The following is a 20,344-nucleotide window of genomic DNA, read 5'->3' on the forward strand; positions in this document are numbered from 1 at the left end:
TGCGCGATCGCAAACGGGCAGAGAGGTTCGCCGATACGGGGCTAGCGATACCGCACGAAGGTTGACTCACATCATGACGAATTCGTCTGAAAGGGTTTTTTATGCCTGACGGGAACATTGTCGATTCGGTGTTTTCGGCCACTTACAAGAAAGGAGTAAGAATGGCCTCGGAGATTTATTGCGGCACTCTTTGCTAAGTTATTGATTCTAAATGGTGGCCAGAGACGGACTCGAACCTCCGACCCTCTGGTTCGAAGCTTACTGTTCAGGGTAGAGGAACCGGTCGAGGATTGCTTCGCGAACTCGACCGGTTTTGCTGCTTGTACGGGTCCTGCTGAACAGATAGAACCCACTGCCCCGGAGAGCTGCGAACCTCTTCAGGCCTCCGAATTGTAAGGCTTCAATGCTTGCGTAGCCACGGAAGCAGATACCGGTTGTGAATCTCCTCGTACACCTTGAGGACGACACAAACAATGAGTGTCGTGATCGAAGTCAGCACCACGGTCTCCAATACCTTATGAAGGAGCACTGATATGTACTCCTCCGGCCTCAGCCTACCACCCTCCCCCCGTTGAGGATCGAGGGACAAGCACAGGCAAGTACGTATCGACAGGCCTAACGGTACACCCCCTCGTCGATCTGATGTAGCGTCTGTTCAACTGGTCTGCGACCTTCATCAGTATCTAGCAGCTCAGGCGGAGCATGTCCGTCTAGGGCAGAAAGGGAAGTCTGCAGCCAGGCGCTGGCCTTCTCCGGATTGGCGAAGACTCGTTCAGCAAGCGCGATCAGCTCTTCAGCGCTCATGGCGAGATTCTACGCTTGCCTGAGCTGCTGGAAGGTGACAGCGATATGGCTACGGCTGCAGCTCGAAATGGGTGCCTATGTAGGTCTTAGCAGCGATGCAGAGTGGGGGCTTTAGTGGGGCCTTTTGCTTGATCCCCATGCAGCAATCCAGTAGGCAATGTATGATTGTCGACAGTGGGACTCCTGCCTGGGCCACCATAAGACCCTGAAAATATTGCTGTTTTGAAAAGATACACTCCATGGCGGGGGGTGACGCATCCCGTGGGCCCTTGGTAACAGCGCAGGCTTCCGTTCTACCACGGCTCAAAGGCAGCAAAGTGACGGGTGTGGCAGATGAAAACGCGCCGGAAGGGACACCTTAGGAAATTCAAGTGAGCCGATCTGCAAATCCTGAAGATCTCCAACGTCAGGAGTCCATCGTAGGCAGATGTGCGCGAGACTCCGTCTGAGGAGCCTGCGTATGTAAAGAAGACAACGAGGTCTTTGCTAATAATTCCAGCGGCATATATCGAGCGGTGTAGAACAGGAAAGAGACGTTCGTGCCGGAGCCAAGCTTTAGGCGAACGGGTCGCGTCCCGTCGGATAGACGAGCCGCGATGATGACGACCTGAGCGGCCGCATGCTGTTAGTTGTCCGAGCTGGTGTCACCAGGGCGATATGCGGCCCTTTGACGTCGGCAGCCATGGCAGATGAGTTGTCGAGACAGAGCAGGTTCAGAGCATTGTCGATCAGCATATCGAATTCGCCGAGAAAATCCTCGGCGAGGACTCCGCGAAATAAGTGGAGATCGACGGAATGGGAATTCTGGAAGTCAAACACGATTACCTTTTGATTGGCGACAGCATGGGAGCCGACTTCCAGCAGGTCGAGTTGAGCGAAGGGCGCGGATGCAAGAAATCCGACTCCTGCTACCCGGCGGAGCTCTGAGTATTCAGATAAAGCTCAGTAGCCAGGGCGGGATCGACCATCGTCATCTGGGTGCCGGTGTCCAACAGAAGTCGTACGGGCCGGTATGGTTGATTTCAACCGGAACAACAATCATGGAACGCTGCACCATAAGGAGGCGTAAACTGGTGACGTTTCCCGGACAATGCGGTTTCTGCATAGCTCGCGGGAAACGTGGCGAGGGCAAGACTGGCGGAAGCAAGCCACTTTAGAGTTGTCATGGAGAATCACCTCAGCCGGTGTGGCTGGATGAACTCTCCGCGTATCGCTCCGTACAGTCATGAAGGGCTCCTGATCATCTGCTGGATCGCAGGTGACAAAAATATGACGGAGCATAAGTCCTGTGTTTTCACATTCGAGAACATCGAGGTACGCGAGCGTGAGTTCTGCATCGTTGAAAAGGGCGAAGTTCTGGCCGTGGAGCCAAAAGCATTTGCGTTCTCCTCTTCCTCCTCCGTAATCCACACGAACCGGTTTCAAAAGATGAGTTGTTGGACGCAGTGTGGGTGACTGTCGGTATCGGAAAACTCGCTTACCCAATGCGTCGCAAGTTTGCGCCGTGCCCTGGAGACGATATCCACGAACCGCGTTATATCGCCACGGTGCCCACGATCGGCTACCGCTTTCTTCACGACGTTCAGGTCGCTGAGGACGACCAAATCCGCCTCGGACGCGTTCCGAACGGCCACGCTACGGAGCCCGGCGCCATCGAGACCGTGAGGCCGCCGATCCACGAGAGGAAACCTCGACCCGGGGTGCTGTCGCCGCAGAGGTGGGCAGCCGTACTTGTGATCCTTGCTGCCGTAATCATCGTCGTTGTCATCGAAGCGGGACGCTTTCGGGATTCGGCCCTGCAAAATCCATCTTCGGTCAAGATCCACTCGCTGGCCGTACTGCCATTTGAGAATCTCTCGAAAGATGCCGAACAGGAATACTTTGCCGATGGGATGACGGCTGAACTGATTACCGGGTTAGCCAAAATATCTTCGATCCGCGTAATTCCGCCTACCTCAGTCATGCGGTACAAGCGTATTCGCAAACCACTGGGTGATATTGCCCGCGAACTGAACGTCGACGCGGTAGTGGAGGGTGAAGTGTTCCGTTCGCAAAACCGCGTGCGCGTGACGGCCCAACTCGTCGATGCATCAACAGATCGGCACCTATGGTCCGAGACTCATGACCGCAACCTGCGCGACCTGGTGAGTCTGCAGGCAGACGTTGCTCACTCCATTGCCAGGGCGATCGGGGCGCAAGTGACCCCGGCAGAAGATAGCCACCGCGCGTCAACTCGTCGCGTGGATCCTGGCGTATGAGACATACCTCAAGGGCCGCTTTTTCTCGAGAAGAGAACTATGGCGGGATTCAATAAGGCAGTGAACTACTTCCAGCAGGCGGTTCGTGCCGATCCGCGCTTTACCAAAGCCTATGCCAGCCTCGCGAAGACATACAAGGCCCTTGGTACCTATGGGATATTCCCGCCGAACGAGTGTTTTCCAAAGGCCGTCGGAGGTGGCCTTCGACGGTACCGCGCGTAGGCCGTACCTTATGTGAAGGTTGAACTTATCACCGTTCCTCGACGTAATGAATCCCGCATATCCTGTTTGAATGCATGAATGTGGGGGCAGTTCAATTCCCAGGACGGAACCGAAGACCGGAGGTGTTCACTGCTCCATCGTGAACAGCACAGTGGAGCAATCCACTTCTCCATCTGCACGTCAGAAGCTGATTATGCAACAGTTGACTGGCTCCGACCCTGAGGATTTCTGCCTACCACGGCTCAAGGACGACAAATCGATCGGCGTAGCTGATGTAGACGCGTCGGAAGAGCACCGTAGGCAGCAGCCCATCCACCTCTACCTTGGGAACATCTTTCCTCGTGGCTATCGGAGTTATGAAAGATATTCGATGAAATGTGAGTGTACCGATTTGCAGATCCTGAGGGGCTAAGACGGAAAACACTCGTTCCATTCCGTCTGGACCGCGGTCATGTATCGGCACACTTACGGAGAATCCACCCGCGACCTCTTTGCCGATGTCGTAAAGGAGAGGGGTGGTTATACCGGAATCGAGGAGAAGTAGCAGCGGCCGGGCTGGAACCCCGGACAGATGAGCCGGAATGATGACTGGTTCGGTGGACAAGACCCCACCTTCAGGATGGGGAGGCGTCACCAGAGCGATATGCTTACCTCTCACCTCCGTCTGCATGATCTTCGCGTCGTCGAGGCAAAGTATGCCGTGGGCGTTATCAATGAGCACGTCTAAATGCTTCAGAAAATCCCCGCCAAGAATTCCGTGAATGTGAGGATCGGCTACCTGCAGATACCCGAGGTTTTGAACGACAACCAGGGCGTTTGCGGAAGCGTGCGAGCCGGCTTCAAGAATTTCCAGGTGCGAGAAGGAAGGATGCGTACGGAAGCTGACGCCGACGAATCCTACCGTACCTTCCATCTTCAAGTGGAGTTCAGCGGCGAGTGCCGGATCGACGATGGAGACCTGTGCGCCTGTATCGACCAGAAAGTCGTACGGGCCTGTATGGTTGATCGCGATCGGCACAATAATTTGGGAGCGCTGAACCAGACGGAAGCGTAAACTGGCGACATCTCCCGGGCAGTGTGGTTCTGCATGAAGACCGGGCAGGATCGCCGCTGCAAGGGTTGTGGAGGCGAGCCATTGGAAGGTAAGCATCGGAGATCTCCTCAGCCGGATTGGCTGGGAGAACTTTGTGGCGGTGGCTCTGCATGGTCATGATGGGGTCGTGATCATTCCCTGAATGGGGGTGATGAATTCGTGATGGGGCACAAGCCTTTTGTTTTCACCTTTGCGGATGTGGAAGTTCGAGAGCGCGAATTCTGCATCGTCAAGTCGGGCGAAACGTTGGCGGTCGAGCCGAAGGCCTTTCGAGTGTTGGTATTTCTGCTTCGAAATCCGCATCGCTTGATTACCAAGGACGAACTGCTGGATGCAGTCTGGAACGATTGCGCTGTCTCGGACAACTCACTCACGCGCAGCATTGCGCTTCTGCGGCGTCTGCTGGGGGATGACACCCACGAGCCGCGCTACATTGCCACAGTGCCTACCGTCGGCTATCGCTTTCTTTGCGAGGTGAAGGTTGCGGAGAACGGCTTCGGCGAAGAGGATGCGGCTGATCTGCCGCACCTGGATCACGGCAACCGATCTAAGCCGCTAGAGCAAACGCCTATTATTCAGAGCAGATTACACGGTCCGCAGGGCCAAGCTGCTACCGCGGATGAGCGAGCCGGTGGTATGGCGGCGTTTCCCGCCTCAGCCAATTCAGAAATCGCCCCAAGCAAGGTCCCCATTTCCTGGCCCTTGTGGTTCGCCCCGGCCACTGCACTCATGGTTGTTGTTGTTATAGTGGCCTTGTTTGTGTGGCAGTCTTTGTTGGGCCGACCAACGATCGAGAGCGCATTGCAATTAACGGATGACGGCAATCCGAAATTGTTGACCAGTGCGCTGCTATCTGACGGTTATCGAATCTTCTTTAACGAGTTGAGAGCTGGAAGCCCGGTCATCGCCCAAGTTGCTGCGAGTGGCGGAGAGACTGGCCAGATAATCTCCAGAATCCAGAGCCCGAGGCTCGCCGCATTAGCGAAGGATTCGTCGAGTCTTTTAGTTCTTGAAGAATCCAACTTCTTCGGTTCTTTGTGGTCATTGCCTTTACCAGCCGGGGAGCCGCGTCGTTTACGGAATGTGGTCGCACAAAACGCGAACTTCACTCCGGATGGACATCTAATCTTCGGCAAGGACACCTCGCTGTTTATTGCGGAAAGGGATGGGTCGGATCCCCGTAAGCTTTCCGATCTGCCGAGCTATGTCGATAGCCCGGTAATTTCCCCGGACGGAAAGAGGATAAGGCTTACCGTGCAGGGCAGCTATACAAAGTCTTTATGGGAAGTGAACTCAGACGGAAGCAACGCACATCCCTTATTGGCGGGCTGGGAGGAAGAAGGCACGGCCTGTTGCGGGCATTGGACGGCGGACGGAAGGTACTTTGTCTTTCAAAGCCGCAGGCAGGGCCGCACAGATCTATGGGCGATTCGAGAGGGTAACGGGTGGTCGGCACGCTCCTCATCCCCACTGCGCTTGACCAACGGTCCGCTCTCCTATGAACTTCCTTTTCCGAGTCCGGATGGAGAGCACATATTTGCGATCGGGCTCAAGCCGCGTGGCGAACTGGTCCGTTTTGACAGCACTTCACAGCAGTTCGTTCCTTATCTTTCCGGTATCTCCGCGCTCGACGCGACGGTATCCCACGACGGGAAATGGGTAACCTACATGACTTATCCTGATCGCAGTCTGTGGCGCAGCCGTACAGACGGCAGTGAAAGACTACAGTTGACCTACGCACCTACCGTGGTCGCGTGGCCACGGATCTCGCCCGACGGAACAAAAGTGGCCTTTTCTTCGTCTGACGTCAACTGCTCCTCGTGCGTTTATGTGCTCCCACTGGAGGGCGGCACCCCTATCAAAGTCGCAGAAAATGCCCGAACATCGGGTTGGTCGCCGGACAGCACCTCTTTGGTCACAATATTCACGGGCCAAGGCAGCGCTAACAAAGTGTGTTCCGTTACCAGTTTTGAGGGACTGGAAATGATCGATCTGCGGACTGGAAAAATCACTTTGATTCCCGACTCCCGTGAAATGGGAGGCCCCTTTTGGCCGTCAAGCAACACGCTTGTCGCACCGAGTTTAAAGCCTGGCAAGGAGGGCTTCGCTACCTTTGATTTGAAAACCCAGAAATGGTCGCTACTAGTGAAAGGCGTGTTTCAGCATTGGATGACGTCGATCGATGGCGAATATCTCTACCTGATGACAGTGGGTAACGATCCAAAGATCGTGCGCGTTCGCCTCTCTAACGGATCATTCGATACGATGGCGAGTTTGAGAAGCTTCCGTCCGGTAGTCGACGAGGATACTGACAAGTGGTTGGGTGTTGCAGCAGACGGCTCTCCCCTATTGACTCGAGACATCGGCACCCAAGAGATCTACGACCTAAACATAAAATGGAACTAAATGACAAGAGACCAGTGAGGAGAGACGCCGGTCAGGAAGCATTTGGCTCAACCGGGAGTGGTATTCAGGAAAAAGTAGTTGTGTTGATCAGCTTATGGGATCGCACACAGTATTCCGTGCTAACCCGTTTGAAGATGTGATCCAGTTCCACAGGACTCCCAGGAAATGATCACCGGCTCGTCGCAATGGATATGCGGGAGGGTGGACCTCCCGTTGAGATTATGTCTAAAAATCAAGTTCTTCTCTTTAGGGGTGTCCAGAGAGGGAGATGTTTCTCTTTTTGAAAGAACGCGGCGGCGAGATCATGAACTGAGAGCCAGAGATCTCAGTTGACGCCCCTAACCCGCGAGAAAAAGGAGCTCAGGTCACCCATTACCGCTCAATGAGTGACTCGGCGATTTATCAACAGTTGACCCGGATGAGATATGGCTCGACTTCCGGTTTGTCGCAAACTCGCCAAGTATTTATGGGTCGTTTCGAAAGGGGGCGCAAAGCCGTCACTCGGTTTGGCCCTTTTGAAACACTGCAATTACTCTAAACCCCACTCCTCATTCCACAAGGCTCGCCACGCCTCCGTTTTCTCCCCAATGAAAACATGATGGCCAAATGCTCCAAGAAAGCTGTTCCACAAGGTGTGGGCTATGAAACAGAGGAGGAAAAATGAGAAAGCGAATAAACAGACAGCAGTCGTGAAGGACACGCGACCCCGATGCCCGCTGAAAAACCTCGGTCAGATTGGCGAACGGCCAACCTGCAGGCTGTATAGTTACTCAGAGAGGTGGTCTTGCCGAAAATCGACAACGTTTCGCGCAGGACCCTATGAGCCGCAGACTCAGACTAAGATATGGGAGCTTTCTGGATTGATAGGTTTGAAGGTTACTGGGGGTAGAGCTTTTCCTTCTTTCGCTCGATCGGCTCTGATAATTGGCCACCCAGGACATGAGCTTCGCGTATATGGTTGGCTTGCATCTGCCCACCCACAGGTTTTCGTGCTCACCGACGGATCGGGCACATCCGGGATGGGACGTTTGGCCTCTACCTTGCAAGTGCTGGCGAGAGCCGGGGCGTCGTCGGTTGAGGCTTCTGCCGTCTTTTCAGACGCGGGCATCTATCAGGCAATCCTCAATTCCGAGTACACGCGCTTTACCGCGATCGCGGACGATCTGGCCGACCGATTTGTGCGCGATCAGATCGAGCTTGTTGCGAGCGACGCCAACGAGGGGTTCAATCCTACCCACGACCTCTGCCGCGAGATCACGTATGCGGCGGTTGAGAAGGTCCGGTTACTTACAGGCCGCATCATTCCTCACTACGAATTTTGCTTGACCGAGTGGGAGCAGGAGTTGCTATTGGCCCATGACGATCGGTGTGTCCACACGACGTTAAGCGATACCATACTGGCCGAAAAGATTGATGCATCGCGTGCATATAGAGAACTTCTTGATGAAGTAGAGCAGGCGCTTGCTGTCGGTGGTCCGGAGTACTTTCGTGTGGAGTGTCTGAAACGTGTCGAGGGTTGGGCTTCAATTGACGCTTGCAAGCCTCTCTATGAGAGATGGGGTGAGCAACGTGTGGTGGAAGGTAAGTACAAATTCGTACTGCGCTTTCGGGAACACATCCTGCCGATCTTCCTGGCACTTCGAGCTCATGTTGAGGTGACTACTGCGGATTCAACACAAATGGAATCGCTTAGCTGCTCCGCATAGCAAAACATGGAATTCTCCGCCTTGAAGATTCTTCTTGCGAACATCTCATTCGCGAACTATACGGGGACAGAAGTAGTCATTCGGGATCTTGCCTCAGCATTCCGCTCCGCGGGGCATCAGCCCATCGTCTTTTCGCCGAGACTCGGAAAAATCGCGGAAGAGTTGACGGGGATGGGTATCCAGGTGACAGACGATCTCTCGCGTCTCTCCGTCACACCTGACATTATTCATGGACAGCATCATCGGGTACTCGTTGAGGCGCTTCTGCGATTTCCGGCGACCCCGGCAATCTCTATCTGCCACGACGCCACAAACGCCATGGACGAACCATATTTGTTCCAACGTGTGCGCCGCTACCTCGCAGTTGACGAACGCTGCCGGCAACGCGTGGAGCGTGCGTTGGGCACAAACGTGGGCCAAATTGGAATTGTGCCCAATGCAGTTGACCTGGCAAGATTTCAGATCCGTGATCCTCTGCCGCCTCGGCCCTGTAAGGCCCTCATCTTCAGCAACTATGCGAGGCGTAATACCCACCTGAAGGCAATCAGGACAGCTTGCCGCCAGACGGGACTGGATTTGGATGTGATCGGAGAAGGCGTCGGAACACAAAGCACTGCACCGGAGCGCGAACTGCCCAGGTACGACCTGGTCTTCGCAAAGGCGCGCTGCGCGCTGGAAGCCCTTGCGGTGGGCAATGCGGTCGTACTTTGCGACTTCGGGCGGGTGGGGCCGTATGTAACATCAGGAGATTTGGATCGTCTGCGATTGATGAACTTCGGACAAGGGGTGCTCACAGACCCGCTCGATCCAGGAAAGATTGCAGATCAGATTGCAAATTATGATCCGGTTGACGCCATGACGGTGACGCGGCGCATCAGGGCGGAGGCCGGCCTTGATGCGGCATGCGCGAATTGGATCAGGCTCTACACAGAGGCCATTGAGGAGTTCGATCCGCGGGACGTGAACCGTGTTACCGAATACCGGGAATTTGCAGACTATCTCGCTACGTGGCACTACATCAAACGCGTGGAGTGGGAGAAGGAACAAGCCCTTCGGCTCAAGGCGATTCCGTTGGTTGGAGCGCAGGCAGTTCAATTCGCCCATTGGGCTTATAAGCGATGGATCTCGCCATAGAGATGCCTAAAGATTGTGTTGAGAACGATTCATCGATCGCATCAGGAGACGCTTCTATCAGTAATTCGATCTTAGATCGCGGCCTCACAGTGTGGCTAACTGGCCTTAGTTCCGCTGGCAAAACGACTTTGAGCGATGCTGTCTTCAGGGAGCTTTCCAGCCGGGGATACAGGGTCGAGCAGTTGGATGGTGATGTAGTGCGCCAGCATCTGAGCAAGGAGCTCGGATTTAGCCGGGAGGACCGGGAGGAGAATATCCGCCGGATTGGCTTTGTTGCTGAACTCCTGACGAGGCAGGGGGTCATCGTCCTTGTTTCAGCGATCTCGCCGTACAGATCGATTCGGGACGAGATGCGGAAGCGCATTGGACATTTCCTGGAGGTTCATGTAGACGCTCCCTTGGAGGTCTGCGAGCAGCGCGATCGGAAGGGGATCTATCGTGGCGCTCGCGCGGGTGAGCTTCGTTCTGTCACTGGTATCGACGACCCCTACGAGGTACCGATCGCCGCGGAAGTGGTATGCCAGACGAACCTGGAGACAGTGGAAGAGAGCTCGACAAGAATCCTGCGGACCGTGGAGGACCGGTTCAAGCGGGTTAAGTCATCACGCTCGTGCGAAGAAGAAATGGCTGTCTAAAAACCAGGAGGCCGGTCTTCGAAGCGCGGGCTTCCAGGGCAGGATTGCTTTACTGAGAAAAAGCTACTGCAGGGAAATCGTCGCGGTCGGCGCGCAGACAGCCGCGGAACCTCCAACGTTAGAGCCTTTACGGTTGTCTCCTGCCGACACCACAGTGCCACCGCAAGTGACCCCAGTCATGTTGTTGTAGATGCTGTTATTGGAGATGCGGATCGTCGAGCCGGTTTGTGCCTGGATGGCGACTCCATTGCCAGAGATTGTGCTTTTGTCGATATTCGCGATGCCGCTTCCCGAAGCCTGCACGGCTGTGCCGTTTCCTGTAAGAAGGTCGTTCAGGGCGGTGATCGTCCCTCCTGAGGCAAGCAGTCCTGTCCCGGAGTTCTGCGTTACAACGGAGTCGCTGATGTCTACATTTCCAGACTGCGCATATACTCCATTGGCAAATCCTGTGATTGACACCTTACTCAAGGACACGTTCACCGGACTGGATGTCGGGTTGACCATGATGCCAGCCGCGCCTCCGTTCAAGTTCGTGTTGCGTACGACCAGGTTAGCGTTGCCGGTGCTGGCGACCACGATCCCATTTACCGTTTCCCCCGTAATAAAGCTGTCTTCGACGATGACCTGCCCGGCGCTGATATAACGGACACCTGACAGTCCAGTACCTGATCCGTTGATGGAAAGGTGCTTGAGGACGACTACATCACTTGAGCCAGCCGCGACCACCACGCCATCGACGTAAGAGTTCAGAACGCCCCCGAGCGACGCCTCGCCGTTGATCGTGAGGGCCTTCGCAATCGTAACCGTGCCGAATCCGCCTGGGTCTAGCACTGATATTTCTCCGCCCGCGGCGGTCTTGGATATTGCGCCCGCGAAGGTCTTGCAGGGAGCGGTACGGCTGCAGGGATTGGCATCATCGCCAACGCCCGATACCCAAGTTCGGGTGGCCTGCGCATTCGCAGCGGAGGCAACCAGGGTGAGAACAAGAACAGCAGAAAGTTTCAAACTAACGACTCGCATACTTCTCCGTTGATGGGGATTTCAAAGAAAATAACAGGGTGCAACCAGCCTCACCATATCATTCCGAAGGAATAAGCGGACTACCACTTATAGTCCAAGTCCTTCAGCAAATCACCCGCGCCGCGACGGAAGGCGGCTTGTTCGGCTACAGTCATCTCGTCTTTCCAGACTCCGATCCGCGCAGGTTCAGGCGGCGCCATCGTCAGCCTCTGCTGGTGCAGCCGCTGTTCATGTGAGACAACGACGTCACCATTTCTTCCGTACCGTTCCCGGTGCTCCTTGAGCCTGCCAGGCGCCCGCTCCCAGTAACGAAGCATGATCGGATCGAAGTCGAGTTGAATAAACCTGCAGATTTGCTCCAGGACCGGTTGAGGGTCTCGAACAAGGCTCTCGTAACGCACTTCCAAGTAAGAAGTACCGCTTGCCTGCCGGGCCCGGCGAATCATTCTCCGCCAGTACTTTGCCAGCGCAGTCATATTCTGCGAAGGTGCGAACCAGGTACGACGGAGTGATAGAGCCACATCTCTGCCATCCCGAATGATGTGAATCCAGTGGGCCTCCGGAAGCCGCTCCTCAATCCGTCGAATATGCTCGCAATAGGTCGGTGTCTTATCCCCATAGCGCACCTTGCCATGCTTGGCCGCGTACATTCTGTAAAAGGCCCGGATGCCATCTGCCTGATCGAAAGGCTCAATCCTCTGCAGCTCCCGCCACAAGGCCCCCGCATCGAGGCCGAAGTCGCCCCAGTTTGGCGAATACCCTGGGAACCCTGTGATGAGCTTGAAGAACCTCTTTCGTGCCCTGAGGCCGATTCGAAATCGGCAAATTTTCGGAAGAAATCCGGTCTCTGGTGGGATCGCGAGAGCAGGGTGTGCGTCGAGCATGAGCCTCAGGAGCGTGGTGCCAGACCGAGGTGCGCCGATAAGGAACGGAAATGGTGGGTGAGTTGTCATAGCAAGATGGGAATCGCGGCTGGAACGTTGGAATGACAGGAAGGGCATTCTGTTGCGTCAGCTCGCTGAACTATAAAGAATGTCTTCCTCCGTTGCGTGGAGGCCTTTCCTCATGCTTCCAGATCGGCCGATGTCGAAGGCCAGAAAGAACAGGGCGACCCCAATCAAAACACTGAGACGGGAGGCGCCGCTCCATCGATGAGCCAGGCCTACCTGAAGAGCGACGAGCACAGCCACCATCGCCATCGTTGTAAGGAGAGAAGGCCAAAGAATGCGAAGTTGCTCGCGGATGGGCATCGGAAGGCGGCGTGCGATCCAAGTCAGTTCCAATGGAACAGTGATGCCGACAGCCAGAGCGGAAGCGTAGGCTATGGCTTTTGTTCCCCAGGGGAGTGCCGCTACCGTTGCACACAAAACGGCGCCAGTCATGATGGCCTCAAGAACAAAACGAATACGTGGGTAGCCGGTGGCCAAAAGAATGGACAGATTAAAATTAAGCAAGGCCGTGAACGCTGCAATCAGGGCAAACGCCTGAAGCAGGGGTACAGCCGGAGTCCAGCGTGGCCCTAGGAAAGCGGGCATCCATTCTCCTGCTATGGACGCAACGGCTGCGAACGCAGGAAAAACGACTATGCCCAGAAGCCGGGTGCCGCGTTCAATCACAATGCGCAGGCGACGTTCGTCCTTCTGAAGACGCGACAGGATCGGGGAGAAGGCGCTCCCAATCACCGTGGGTACCAATGCGGAGACGGTGTCGATTTGTCGACGTGCGAGTGCGTAGTAGCCGAGGGCCTCCGCTCCCAGCCAGAACCCGATCAGCAACTCGTCAACCCGTGTCCGCGCCAACAGCATCAGATTGATTCCTCCGACAGGCGCGGCAACCCGCATGATCTCCCTGTACCGTCGCCATGAACTTTGTCTCAATAGCCGCCACGGCGCGGCGGAGATGCAGAGAACAGCCATCATCAGCGCCTCTGCCAGCTGCCGGGCGATGAGGCTCTTGACGCCCATTCCCTTGATCGCGAGAACGACAGCGATCAGCGAGCCTACAAGTTGACTGCTTGTCGTGACAAATGCGACGCGCTTGTAGGCGAGATCCCGCCTCCATAGGGCGACACTGATGTTTGAGATGGCGTTGAGTGGCAGACTCCATGCAAGGATCTGAACCACGTTCACGACCTGAGACTCAACTCGCGTTTTAGACAGAAGGTGCACAAGGGCGCGGCCCCCCAAGCTCAAGACTCCGGCCAAAACGAGACTCCAGACGAGCATCGAAAGGAAGGCAGAGCCTTTATGTCCGTCTTCCAGGTTATGGCGCTGCACCAGCGCCGCCATCATTCCCTGGCCTGAGAGCAGTTGGGCAACGGAGACGAGTGTACCTCCCAACGCATAGATTCCGAGAGAGACCGGACTGATATACCGGGCCAAAAGAAACAAAACCGCAAACTTGATGGCGTGAATACCCCAATGCTGGAGGCCGGTCCAGAGTAGGCTTCGCTGTATCTGCAGGTGAAGATCCTTCCCTGCCGCAGGGCGCATTAACGACACGCACTTACCTCAAGCACAAGACAACTTTCACGGAGCGGCAGGCAAAAAACAGAAGGTCGCATAGGAAAAAGCCACTGCTGTGATACATCAATGCAAGTGACAGGTGCATATTCATTATCTCCTATCGCTGGACTCAGTCTTGTGCATCTCACGCCGAAAGATCGGCGCCCTCTACGGAGCCAAAGACTCGGAAGCGATCTGTCACCACAAGGGGGCAAAATCTTTCGCCTGATCTTCGAGCCCCTCTGTCTCATAGCCCACACCGGGCCACCATAAACCATAAAGAAGAAGCTTGTTACACAGCCTAATGGTGCAGCCCGCCGTCTGCGCGGCACGTATCCGCTCTCAGCCTGTGCGACCACTTCTAGTACGTTGTGCCTGTCGGGGCAAGATGAAGCTTCTTTACGCATGCCCAAGGCCCATATGGCTGTAACTGAGTGACAGTACGAGCTTCGACAGCCGACTGCTCGCGCCTAAGACTGCGGTGCGAGCGGTGATTGGGCTGGCGTGGGGTGCCGTTGGCGCCACAAGCCAAGTGGCTTTTGCGGCGGAGACTGTCGGTGATCCGAATGCGGGCGCACTCCACACCCTCAACGGGGTTCAACACGGGTGGTCTGCCAATCGAGAGCGTTTGCGTCCGGTAGGGTGCTTGCCTGTAGAACAGGTTTCACGGTTTTGATTTTGATCGAACATTCCCCTAAAGGATAGGGTAGAGACAATGATGGATAAATCCCGAACCTTCTTATCTGTGGGCCGTGTAGCCAGCTTCGGTATTGTTGTGGCACTAGCCGCGTTCGCAACTCAGCCGGTTGTGGCGCGTACTCCTGCGTTGATTCCTATGCCTGCGCATCTGGAGCCCTCGGCAGGAACCCTGATACTCCAAGACGGCGCAGAGATATCCTATCCTGCAATGGACGATGGAGCACGGTTCAGCGCTATGCATCTGGCGGAGCTTTTGAAGCGCACTCGCGGGCTCAGCCTAAGGGTCGTGGAGAGTGTCGGCACGCAAGACAAGGCAGCCATCGTATTTGAGCGTACTGCCGACCCCATGACTAACCGGAACAAGGAGGCCTATGACCTCGTAGTCGGAAGGAATGCGGTGAAGATTTCTGCAGCAAGCTCCGCTGGTCTCTACTATGGCTCGGTCACTCTGTGGCAGCTCGTTACCGACGCAGCAGGTGATAAGGGCACGGTGCAGTTGGAGTGTGTCGCTATTCAAGATGCGCCCGAACTGCCGTGGCGCGGCATCATGCTGGACTCAGCGCGACATATGCAGTCCGTGACGTACATCAAGCAGTTGATCGATCGGATTTCGCTGGAGAAGTTGAACGTTCTGCATTGGCACCTCACCGATGACCAAGGATGGCGGCTCGAGATAAAGCGCTACCCCAAGCTCACTCAGGTGGGTGGCTTCCGACGTCTGCCCCATGTCTTCGGTTCTGCAGCTAAGCCTACAGGACCAAACTACGGCGGCTTCTATACGCAGGCGGAGGTGCGTGACCTGGTGAAGTATGCCGCACAACGCAATGTAATGATCGTGCCGGAGATCGAGATGCCGGGGCACGCGTCCGCTCCGCTGGCTGCATACCCTCAGTTCGGCTCGACGGACCTTCATCTCACCGCGCCCGCCAGTGAGTACGGGATATTCCCTTATCTCTACAACGTAGATGATAAGACGTTCGAGTTCCTCGAAAACATCCTGACGGAAGTGATGGATCTGTTTCCTTCGCCTTACATTCATGTTGGTGGAGACGAGGCGATTAAAGATCAATGGAAGTCTTCCGCCACTATCCAGGCTCAGATGAAGAAGCTTGGCATCGTAAATGAAGACGCGCTGCAGAGCTACTTCATCAAGCGCATCGACACCTTTATCACAGCGCACCATCGGAGAACACTTGGATGGGACGAGATACTTGAAGGCGGCCTTGCTCCTAACGCCGCAGTGATGTCGTGGCATGGAATCGCTGGAGGAATAAGCGCGGCCAAGCAGGGGCATGATGCCGTGCTTGCTCCTGTACGGCCGCTGTACTTCAACTATCGCCAGACCGACTCCGCATCAGAGGCGCCCGGTCGATTCGCACTCAATTCCCTTCAGAGTGTCTATAACTTCGATCCGCTTCCGCCCTCGCTGACCGCAGATGAGCGAAAGCATATTCTTGGAATCCAAGCGAACTTGTGGACGGAGTATGTGCAGACGGGAGACCGCGTAACCTGGATGATCTTCCCCCGCGCAGCAGCCCTGGCGGAGGTGGCCTGGGCGCCTTCCCACCCGAGGAACTGGAACGAGTTTACTTCGCGTGTCGCGGTAGAGCTGCAGCGCTATCGCAAGCTTGGTATCGTCTACGACCCGAACGCCTTCCGCGTGAATACGCAGGAGACGATCGAGACTAGTAACACAGTAATGGTCGCGCTGAGCAATCAGGCAGGGGTGGGTAGTATTCGATACACGTTGGACGGCTCACCAGTTACAAGATTTTCAATGGTCTATCGTGATCCCTTTTCGGTGCAGCTGCCGGCACGTTTGAGAGCGGCAACATTTATGGAGAGTGAAGTCGCACAAAGCGATCTCGACCGCACCCTCGATTCGGCCAGCGTTCGCGTTCGCTATAGTCAGGATCTGCAGCTATGTGTGAACGATCCCGCAATCGCGATGCAACAGGACCCGCCGCAGGGTTCGCGACCTGTCGTACTGGTGAACTACAAGAACCCTTGCTGGATCTACAAGGGTGCAAATCTGAACGGCATAACGCAAATTTCGGCAGGCGTTATGGCACTTCCTTACGTGTTCCGCGACAAGAACAAGCAAGCTCCGCCTCTGGGCGATAGCAAGACCAAAGCTGGCGAGGTAGAAGTGCATCTGGACAGTTGCACTGGCAAACTGCTTGCCACTATCCCGATTGGACCCGCTGATCGTCATCCAGGCGTGACGCTCCTGTCTGCACCACTTGAGAGAAGTTCAGGCGTTCATGATCTTTGCGTAAAGGTCGTCCGGCCCACTGTAACTCCGCTCTGGGGAATCTATTCGATCGGTTTTACGTTCGATGAGCACAGCTCGCCGCAGAAGGTGGAACCGTGAAGAGCGGCATGGGCAGCTTAGACTGGATCGTACTTGCGGCCTACTTCCTGGTGATGGTGGGAATGGGCCTTTGGGCTCGAACCAAGGTGAAGAACGCGAAAGACTTCTTCACGGCTGGCGGCGCCATGCCATGGTGGCTTTCTGGTGTTTCCCATCATATGAGCGGTTACAGCTCCGCAGTGTTCGTTGCTTATGCGGCGATTGCTTACACCACCGGCATCAATATCTATCTTTGGTGGGCATGCTCAATATCTGTAGCTCTCGTGCTGGGGTCTCGCGTTTTTCCGGCTCGATGGTCTCGTCTCAGGCAGAGACTCCAAATCATATCGCCGCTTGAATATCTGGTGACGAGATATAACCTGCCCACGCAGCAGCTACTCGCGTGGAGCGGCGCCGCACTGAAGATCTTCGATGTCGGGGCGAAGTGGACGGCATCGGCCATCCTGCTTCAGGCATTTGCTAACGTGCCACCTCTATGGGGTGTTTTATTAATCGGCGGCGTTACGCTTGTATACTCGGTGGTTGGTGGGCTATGGGCCGACGCTCTGACTGACATGAGCCAGTTTGTGATCCAAATTGTCGCAGGCTTCGTGATGCTGTTCGCGGTACTGCGTCACCTTGGAGGCGTATCTGCGCTGTGGACTGTATGGTCACGATTGCCTGCGTCCCATACTCAGCCATTTGTCGGCGAATACACCGCCACGTTCGCAGCGGTGTATCTGCTCATCAACTTCTTCTCTTATAACGGCGGCACCTGGAACCTGGCGCAGAGATTCATTGCAGCGCCACAGGCGAGGGATGCGCGCAAGGCCGCGCTCCTTTCTGCGGCCCTCTATCTTATCTGGCCGCTAGTACTGTTCTTCCCGATGTGGTCGGCACCTTTGCTGTTGTCGCATCTCGCCAATCCTTCTGAGTCCTATGCTCTGCTCACGCGGATGCTCCTGCCGTCGGGGCTTGTAGGGCTGGTTCTCGCCGGGCTCTTTGCACACACGATGGCGATGACGTCATCGGATGCGAATGCCATCTCGGCGGTCGTCGTGCGTGACATCCTTCCGGCGTTGCGGGGCAATCGCCCGTCGCTCTCCGACCTGGCTCAACTGCGCGCAGGCCGGATCTGCACGCTGTCATTTTTATCTCTGAGCATGATCATCGCTCTCAGCGCAGGTCATTTCGGTGGCGTGATGGGGCTGTTGATCCTCTGGTATGGGGCTCTTGTGGGACCCATTGCGATCCCCATGCTTTTGGGCATGCTTGGAATATTTCGGCGATCGGGTGCTCCCGCGGCCATTGCATCGTGGGCCGTTGGAGCGGTCGCGTTCGGCCTGATCAAATTCGTATTTGCTGCGCGCATTGAGCGGCTCCCGGGTGACCTGACGACAACGATCACTGTAGCAGGGCCTATACTCTCGTCGCTGTTCGTGTACATCGGTGTCGGCTTAGTATGGCCTTCCACTAACCCCGCTGCAGACACCCTGATTCGAATGATTCAGACAGACCATGCGCCCGATGCAGAGTCAGTGCCGTGCGCCACAAAGTAAGAGGACATAAGCTTCCATGCAATCCCATTTCGCACAAGACGCCAAAGTTCCTTATCTCATAGCCCGTTCCCGGAAAGACCTCGGCACGCGAGCGGCAGCAGACATTGCGGCAGAACTTCGCGCGTGCGTGGCCAAGCAGGGAAGTGTTCGGATGATCTTTGCTGCAGCGCCGAGCCAAGCTGAGATGCTGGCAGCATTGATTGTGGAGCCTGGCATTGACTGGAAGCGCGTCACTGCCTTCCATATGGACGAGTACCTCGGCCTGTCTCAGGACGCACCACAGCGGTTCGCATCCTGGCTCGATCGACACCTCTTTACTCACGTTCCGTTTGCTGCGATACATCGCATGCAGCCGGATATCAACCCCGAAGAGTTTGCGGAGCATTATTCTGCGGCACTGGCGGAGGCGCCGATAGATATTGTGTGTTGTGGTATCGGCGCCAACGGTCATCTCGCGTTCAACGATCCCCCTGCTGAATTCAACGATGTCAAATCTGTCAAGATTGTGTCGCTTGATGAGGCATGCCGACAGCAGCAAGTGGACGATCTGTGCTTCAGCTCGTTGGAGCAAGTGCCGGTGCGCGCGTTGACGCTCACCGTTCCACGGCTGCTTGCATCTGGCAGCATCTTCTGCTGTGTGCCCGGATCTATGAAGAGCGAAGCGGTGCGGCTCGCATTGACCGGGCCGTTGAGCGAAGAGTGCCCTGCATCTGCCTTGCGTACGCATCCAAACTGCAAGGTTTACCTTGACCCAGACTCGGCCGCAGGCCTGGCAACTGAGCGGACATCCGGGGCGATGTAATGACGAAGGTGACTGGAAGAGATCTGCGTACAGGCAAGTCGATTGAAGTTGCCATTGAGAATGGGCGGATTGCAAAAATTCAGGAAAGTGCGGACGCCGCGCCTCTGTGGATCAGCGCCGGCTTCATCGACCTGCAAGTGAACGGTTACGCGGGCCACGATCTGAACGAGGAGGCGATAACCCCTGAGACGGTGTTCGCTGTAGCTGAGGCGCTTGTGTCAACGGGTGTAACCACCTTTCTTCCTACCCTGATCACGCAATCCCAACAGAGGCTTGTGCATGCCCTTCGTATGATCAAAGCCGCGCGTGAGAGGTATCCACTCGTGGCCCAGATGGTGCCAGGTGTCCATATGGAAGGGCCATATATCTCCCCCGAGGATGGACCCCGTGGCGCGCACCCGCGTGAAAGTGTGCGCATGCCTGATTTCGAAGAAGTGGCCGAGTGGCAGCAGGCTTCTGGCAACTTGATCACGCTGGTGACGTTGTCGCCCCATACTGAGGATCACATCAAATTCATTGGTCAGCTACGATCTGTCGGGATCCACGTTGCAATCGGACACACGCACTGCACACCCGCACAGATACAAGCCGCCGCCGAGGCTGGTGCAGAGCTGAGCACGCACCTGGGAAACGGGATCGCCGCAACGTTGCCGCGCCATCCGAACATTTTGTGGGAACAGCTAGCAGAAGATCGTCTCACAGCAACGTTTATTGCTGACGGACACCACCTGCCGCCAGCCACGCTTCGTTCCATGTTGCGCGTCAAGAGTGTGGAGCGAAGCGTTCTGATATCCGACGCTGTTTCGCTCGCTGGCATGCCACCTGGCCAGTATCGAGCCGCGGTCGGTGGAGATGTATTGCTGGAGAAGGACGGAAGACTCAGCATAGTTGGAACGCCGTTCCTTGCAGGAGCAGCCTTGCCTCTCAGAAGTGGCATAAGCCGGGCCGTGCGGGTGGCGGGAATTACCTGGCCTGACTCAATTCAGATGGCGACAAAGAATCCCGCGCGATACGCGGACAGACGAGGAGAGTTAGTGTCCGGAGCAGAAGCTGACATCGTACTGTTCGATATCTTGGATTCAGGCGAGCTCGAGATCGGATCCACGTGGCTGCGGGGAAGTCTGCAGTTCGAACGAACGTAACGGGAAT

General features: G+C 55.8%; 17 protein-coding genes and 1 pseudogene. 10 read left to right on the forward strand and 8 right to left on the reverse strand.

Annotation, left to right across the window (positions count from 1 at the left end; all coding sequences use genetic code 11):
* Positions 1-400: 400 nt before the first annotated feature.
* The 4 genes and pseudogenes from JAO29_RS21985 to JAO29_RS23700 form a co-directional block, all read right to left on the reverse strand.
* Positions 401-529 carry a hypothetical protein gene (locus tag JAO29_RS21985; RefSeq protein ID WP_334270427.1) on the reverse strand — a complete coding sequence of 43 codons (129 nt, stop codon included), beginning with the start codon at positions 527-529 and terminating at the stop codon, positions 401-403.
* Between the two features lie 86 nt (positions 530-615).
* Positions 616-804, reverse strand: a complete 189-nt coding sequence (locus JAO29_RS21990; RefSeq protein WP_334270428.1) for an MbcA/ParS/Xre antitoxin family protein — start codon at positions 802-804, stop codon at positions 616-618.
* 555 nt (positions 805-1,359) lie between these two features.
* Positions 1,360-1,623, reverse strand: coding sequence for a hypothetical protein (locus tag JAO29_RS21995; protein WP_334270429.1), 264 nt, complete (start codon positions 1,621-1,623; stop codon positions 1,360-1,362).
* A gap of 89 nt (positions 1,624-1,712) precedes the next feature.
* Positions 1,713-1,802: pseudogene (locus tag JAO29_RS23700) on the reverse strand (hypothetical protein); the annotation flags it as partial.
* A gap of 486 nt (positions 1,803-2,288) precedes the next feature.
* Here JAO29_RS23700 and JAO29_RS22000 point away from each other — a divergent pair.
* Both JAO29_RS22000 and JAO29_RS22005 read left to right on the forward strand, forming a co-directional pair.
* Entirely contained in the window at positions 2,289-3,062 is a 774-nt protein-coding gene (locus JAO29_RS22000) for a hypothetical protein (RefSeq protein WP_334270430.1), read from the forward strand.
* A 39-nt stretch (positions 3,063-3,101) separates the two neighbouring features.
* Positions 3,102-3,284 carry a hypothetical protein gene (locus tag JAO29_RS22005; RefSeq protein WP_334270431.1) on the forward strand — a complete coding sequence of 61 codons (183 nt, stop codon included), beginning with the start codon at positions 3,102-3,104 and terminating at the stop codon, positions 3,282-3,284.
* 232 nt (positions 3,285-3,516) lie between these two features.
* Here the strand turns inward: JAO29_RS22005 and JAO29_RS22010 are convergent, their stop codons facing one another.
* Positions 3,517-4,434 (reverse strand): retropepsin-like aspartic protease, encoded by a 918-nt coding sequence (locus tag JAO29_RS22010; RefSeq protein ID WP_334270432.1) that lies wholly within the window; start codon positions 4,432-4,434, stop codon positions 3,517-3,519.
* 105 nt (positions 4,435-4,539) lie between these two features.
* On the opposite strand from JAO29_RS22010, the gene JAO29_RS22015 reads away from it, so the two are divergent.
* The 4 genes from JAO29_RS22015 (at position 4,540) to cysC (ending at position 10,258) form a co-directional block, all read left to right on the forward strand.
* Positions 4,540-6,783, forward strand: coding sequence for a winged helix-turn-helix domain-containing protein (locus tag JAO29_RS22015; RefSeq protein WP_334270434.1), 2,244 nt, complete (start codon positions 4,540-4,542; stop codon positions 6,781-6,783).
* Between the two features lie 1,028 nt (positions 6,784-7,811).
* A complete protein-coding gene (locus JAO29_RS22020; protein WP_334270435.1) occupies positions 7,812-8,489 on the forward strand; it encodes a hypothetical protein in 678 nt (225 codons plus the stop codon).
* A 6-nt stretch (positions 8,490-8,495) separates the two neighbouring features.
* Entirely contained in the window at positions 8,496-9,623 is a 1,128-nt protein-coding gene (locus JAO29_RS22025; protein ID WP_334270436.1) for a glycosyltransferase, read from the forward strand.
* A gap of 68 nt (positions 9,624-9,691) precedes the next feature.
* Positions 9,692-10,258, forward strand: coding sequence for an adenylyl-sulfate kinase (cysC, locus tag JAO29_RS22030; protein WP_334270458.1), 567 nt, complete (start codon positions 9,692-9,694; stop codon positions 10,256-10,258).
* 63 nt (positions 10,259-10,321) lie between these two features.
* On the opposite strand, the gene JAO29_RS22035 is transcribed toward cysC, so the two are convergent.
* From JAO29_RS22035 to JAO29_RS22045, 3 genes are all read right to left on the reverse strand, one after another.
* Positions 10,322-11,278, reverse strand: a complete 957-nt coding sequence (locus tag JAO29_RS22035) for a right-handed parallel beta-helix repeat-containing protein (RefSeq protein ID WP_334270437.1) — start codon at positions 11,276-11,278, stop codon at positions 10,322-10,324.
* Positions 11,279-11,358: 80 nt separating this feature from the next.
* Positions 11,359-12,279, reverse strand: a complete 921-nt coding sequence (locus JAO29_RS22040; protein WP_334270438.1) for a sulfotransferase family protein — start codon at positions 12,277-12,279, stop codon at positions 11,359-11,361.
* A gap of 9 nt (positions 12,280-12,288) precedes the next feature.
* Complete coding sequence (locus tag JAO29_RS22045) at positions 12,289-13,770, reverse strand: lipopolysaccharide biosynthesis protein (protein WP_334270459.1); 1,482 nt, start codon at positions 13,768-13,770, stop codon at positions 12,289-12,291.
* A 727-nt stretch (positions 13,771-14,497) separates the two neighbouring features.
* Here JAO29_RS22045 and JAO29_RS22050 point away from each other — a divergent pair.
* The 4 genes from JAO29_RS22050 to JAO29_RS22065 are packed head-to-tail and all read left to right on the forward strand — an operon-like array spanning position 14,498 to position 20,337.
* On the forward strand, positions 14,498-16,855 hold the full coding sequence (locus JAO29_RS22050) for a family 20 glycosylhydrolase (RefSeq protein ID WP_334270440.1): 2,358 nt from the start codon (positions 14,498-14,500) through the stop codon (positions 16,853-16,855).
* Between the two features lie 8 nt (positions 16,856-16,863).
* Positions 16,864-18,393, forward strand: coding sequence for a sodium:solute symporter family protein (locus JAO29_RS22055; RefSeq protein WP_334270441.1), 1,530 nt, complete (start codon positions 16,864-16,866; stop codon positions 18,391-18,393).
* A 16-nt stretch (positions 18,394-18,409) separates the two neighbouring features.
* A complete protein-coding gene (locus JAO29_RS22060) occupies positions 18,410-19,195 on the forward strand; it encodes a glucosamine-6-phosphate deaminase (RefSeq protein WP_334270442.1) in 786 nt (261 codons plus the stop codon).
* The gene (locus JAO29_RS22065; protein WP_334270443.1) at positions 19,195-20,337 is read left to right on the forward strand and encodes an N-acetylglucosamine-6-phosphate deacetylase; all 1,143 of its coding nucleotides are present in this window, start codon (positions 19,195-19,197) and stop codon (positions 20,335-20,337) included. Before JAO29_RS22060 ends, JAO29_RS22065 begins: the two co-directional genes overlap by 1 nt.
* The last annotated feature ends 7 nt before the right edge of the window (positions 20,338-20,344 follow it).

Source organism: Edaphobacter sp. HDX4 (assembly GCF_036877565.1).
In the GTDB taxonomy this organism is placed as follows: Bacteria; Acidobacteriota; Terriglobia; order Terriglobales; family Acidobacteriaceae; genus Edaphobacter.

Excerpts from the sequence above, each read along its gene's own strand:
- JAO29_RS21990 (WP_334270428.1), bottom strand. The coding sequence starts at position 804 with ATGAGCGCTGAAGAGCTGATCGCGCTTGCTGAACGAGTCTTCGCCAAT.
- JAO29_RS22000 (WP_334270430.1), top strand. The coding sequence starts at position 2,289 with ATGCGTCGCAAGTTTGCGCCGTGCCCTGGAGACGATATCCACGAACCG.
- JAO29_RS22005 (WP_334270431.1), top strand. The coding sequence starts at position 3,102 with ATGGCGGGATTCAATAAGGCAGTGAACTACTTCCAGCAGGCGGTTCGT.
- JAO29_RS22010 (WP_334270432.1), bottom strand. The coding sequence starts at position 4,434 with ATGCTTACCTTCCAATGGCTCGCCTCCACAACCCTTGCAGCGGCGATC.
- JAO29_RS22015 (WP_334270434.1), top strand. The coding sequence starts at position 4,540 with ATGGGGCACAAGCCTTTTGTTTTCACCTTTGCGGATGTGGAAGTTCGA.
- JAO29_RS22025 (WP_334270436.1), top strand. The coding sequence starts at position 8,496 with ATGGAATTCTCCGCCTTGAAGATTCTTCTTGCGAACATCTCATTCGCG.
- JAO29_RS22035 (WP_334270437.1), bottom strand. The coding sequence starts at position 11,278 with ATGCGAGTCGTTAGTTTGAAACTTTCTGCTGTTCTTGTTCTCACCCTG.
- JAO29_RS22040 (WP_334270438.1), bottom strand. The coding sequence starts at position 12,279 with ATGCCCTTCCTGTCATTCCAACGTTCCAGCCGCGATTCCCATCTTGCT.
- JAO29_RS22045 (WP_334270459.1), bottom strand. The coding sequence starts at position 13,770 with ATGCGCCCTGCGGCAGGGAAGGATCTTCACCTGCAGATACAGCGAAGC.
- JAO29_RS22050 (WP_334270440.1), top strand. The coding sequence starts at position 14,498 with ATGATGGATAAATCCCGAACCTTCTTATCTGTGGGCCGTGTAGCCAGC.
- JAO29_RS22055 (WP_334270441.1), top strand. The coding sequence starts at position 16,864 with ATGGGCAGCTTAGACTGGATCGTACTTGCGGCCTACTTCCTGGTGATG.
- JAO29_RS22060 (WP_334270442.1), top strand. The coding sequence starts at position 18,410 with ATGCAATCCCATTTCGCACAAGACGCCAAAGTTCCTTATCTCATAGCC.
- JAO29_RS22065 (WP_334270443.1), top strand. The coding sequence starts at position 19,195 with ATGACGAAGGTGACTGGAAGAGATCTGCGTACAGGCAAGTCGATTGAA.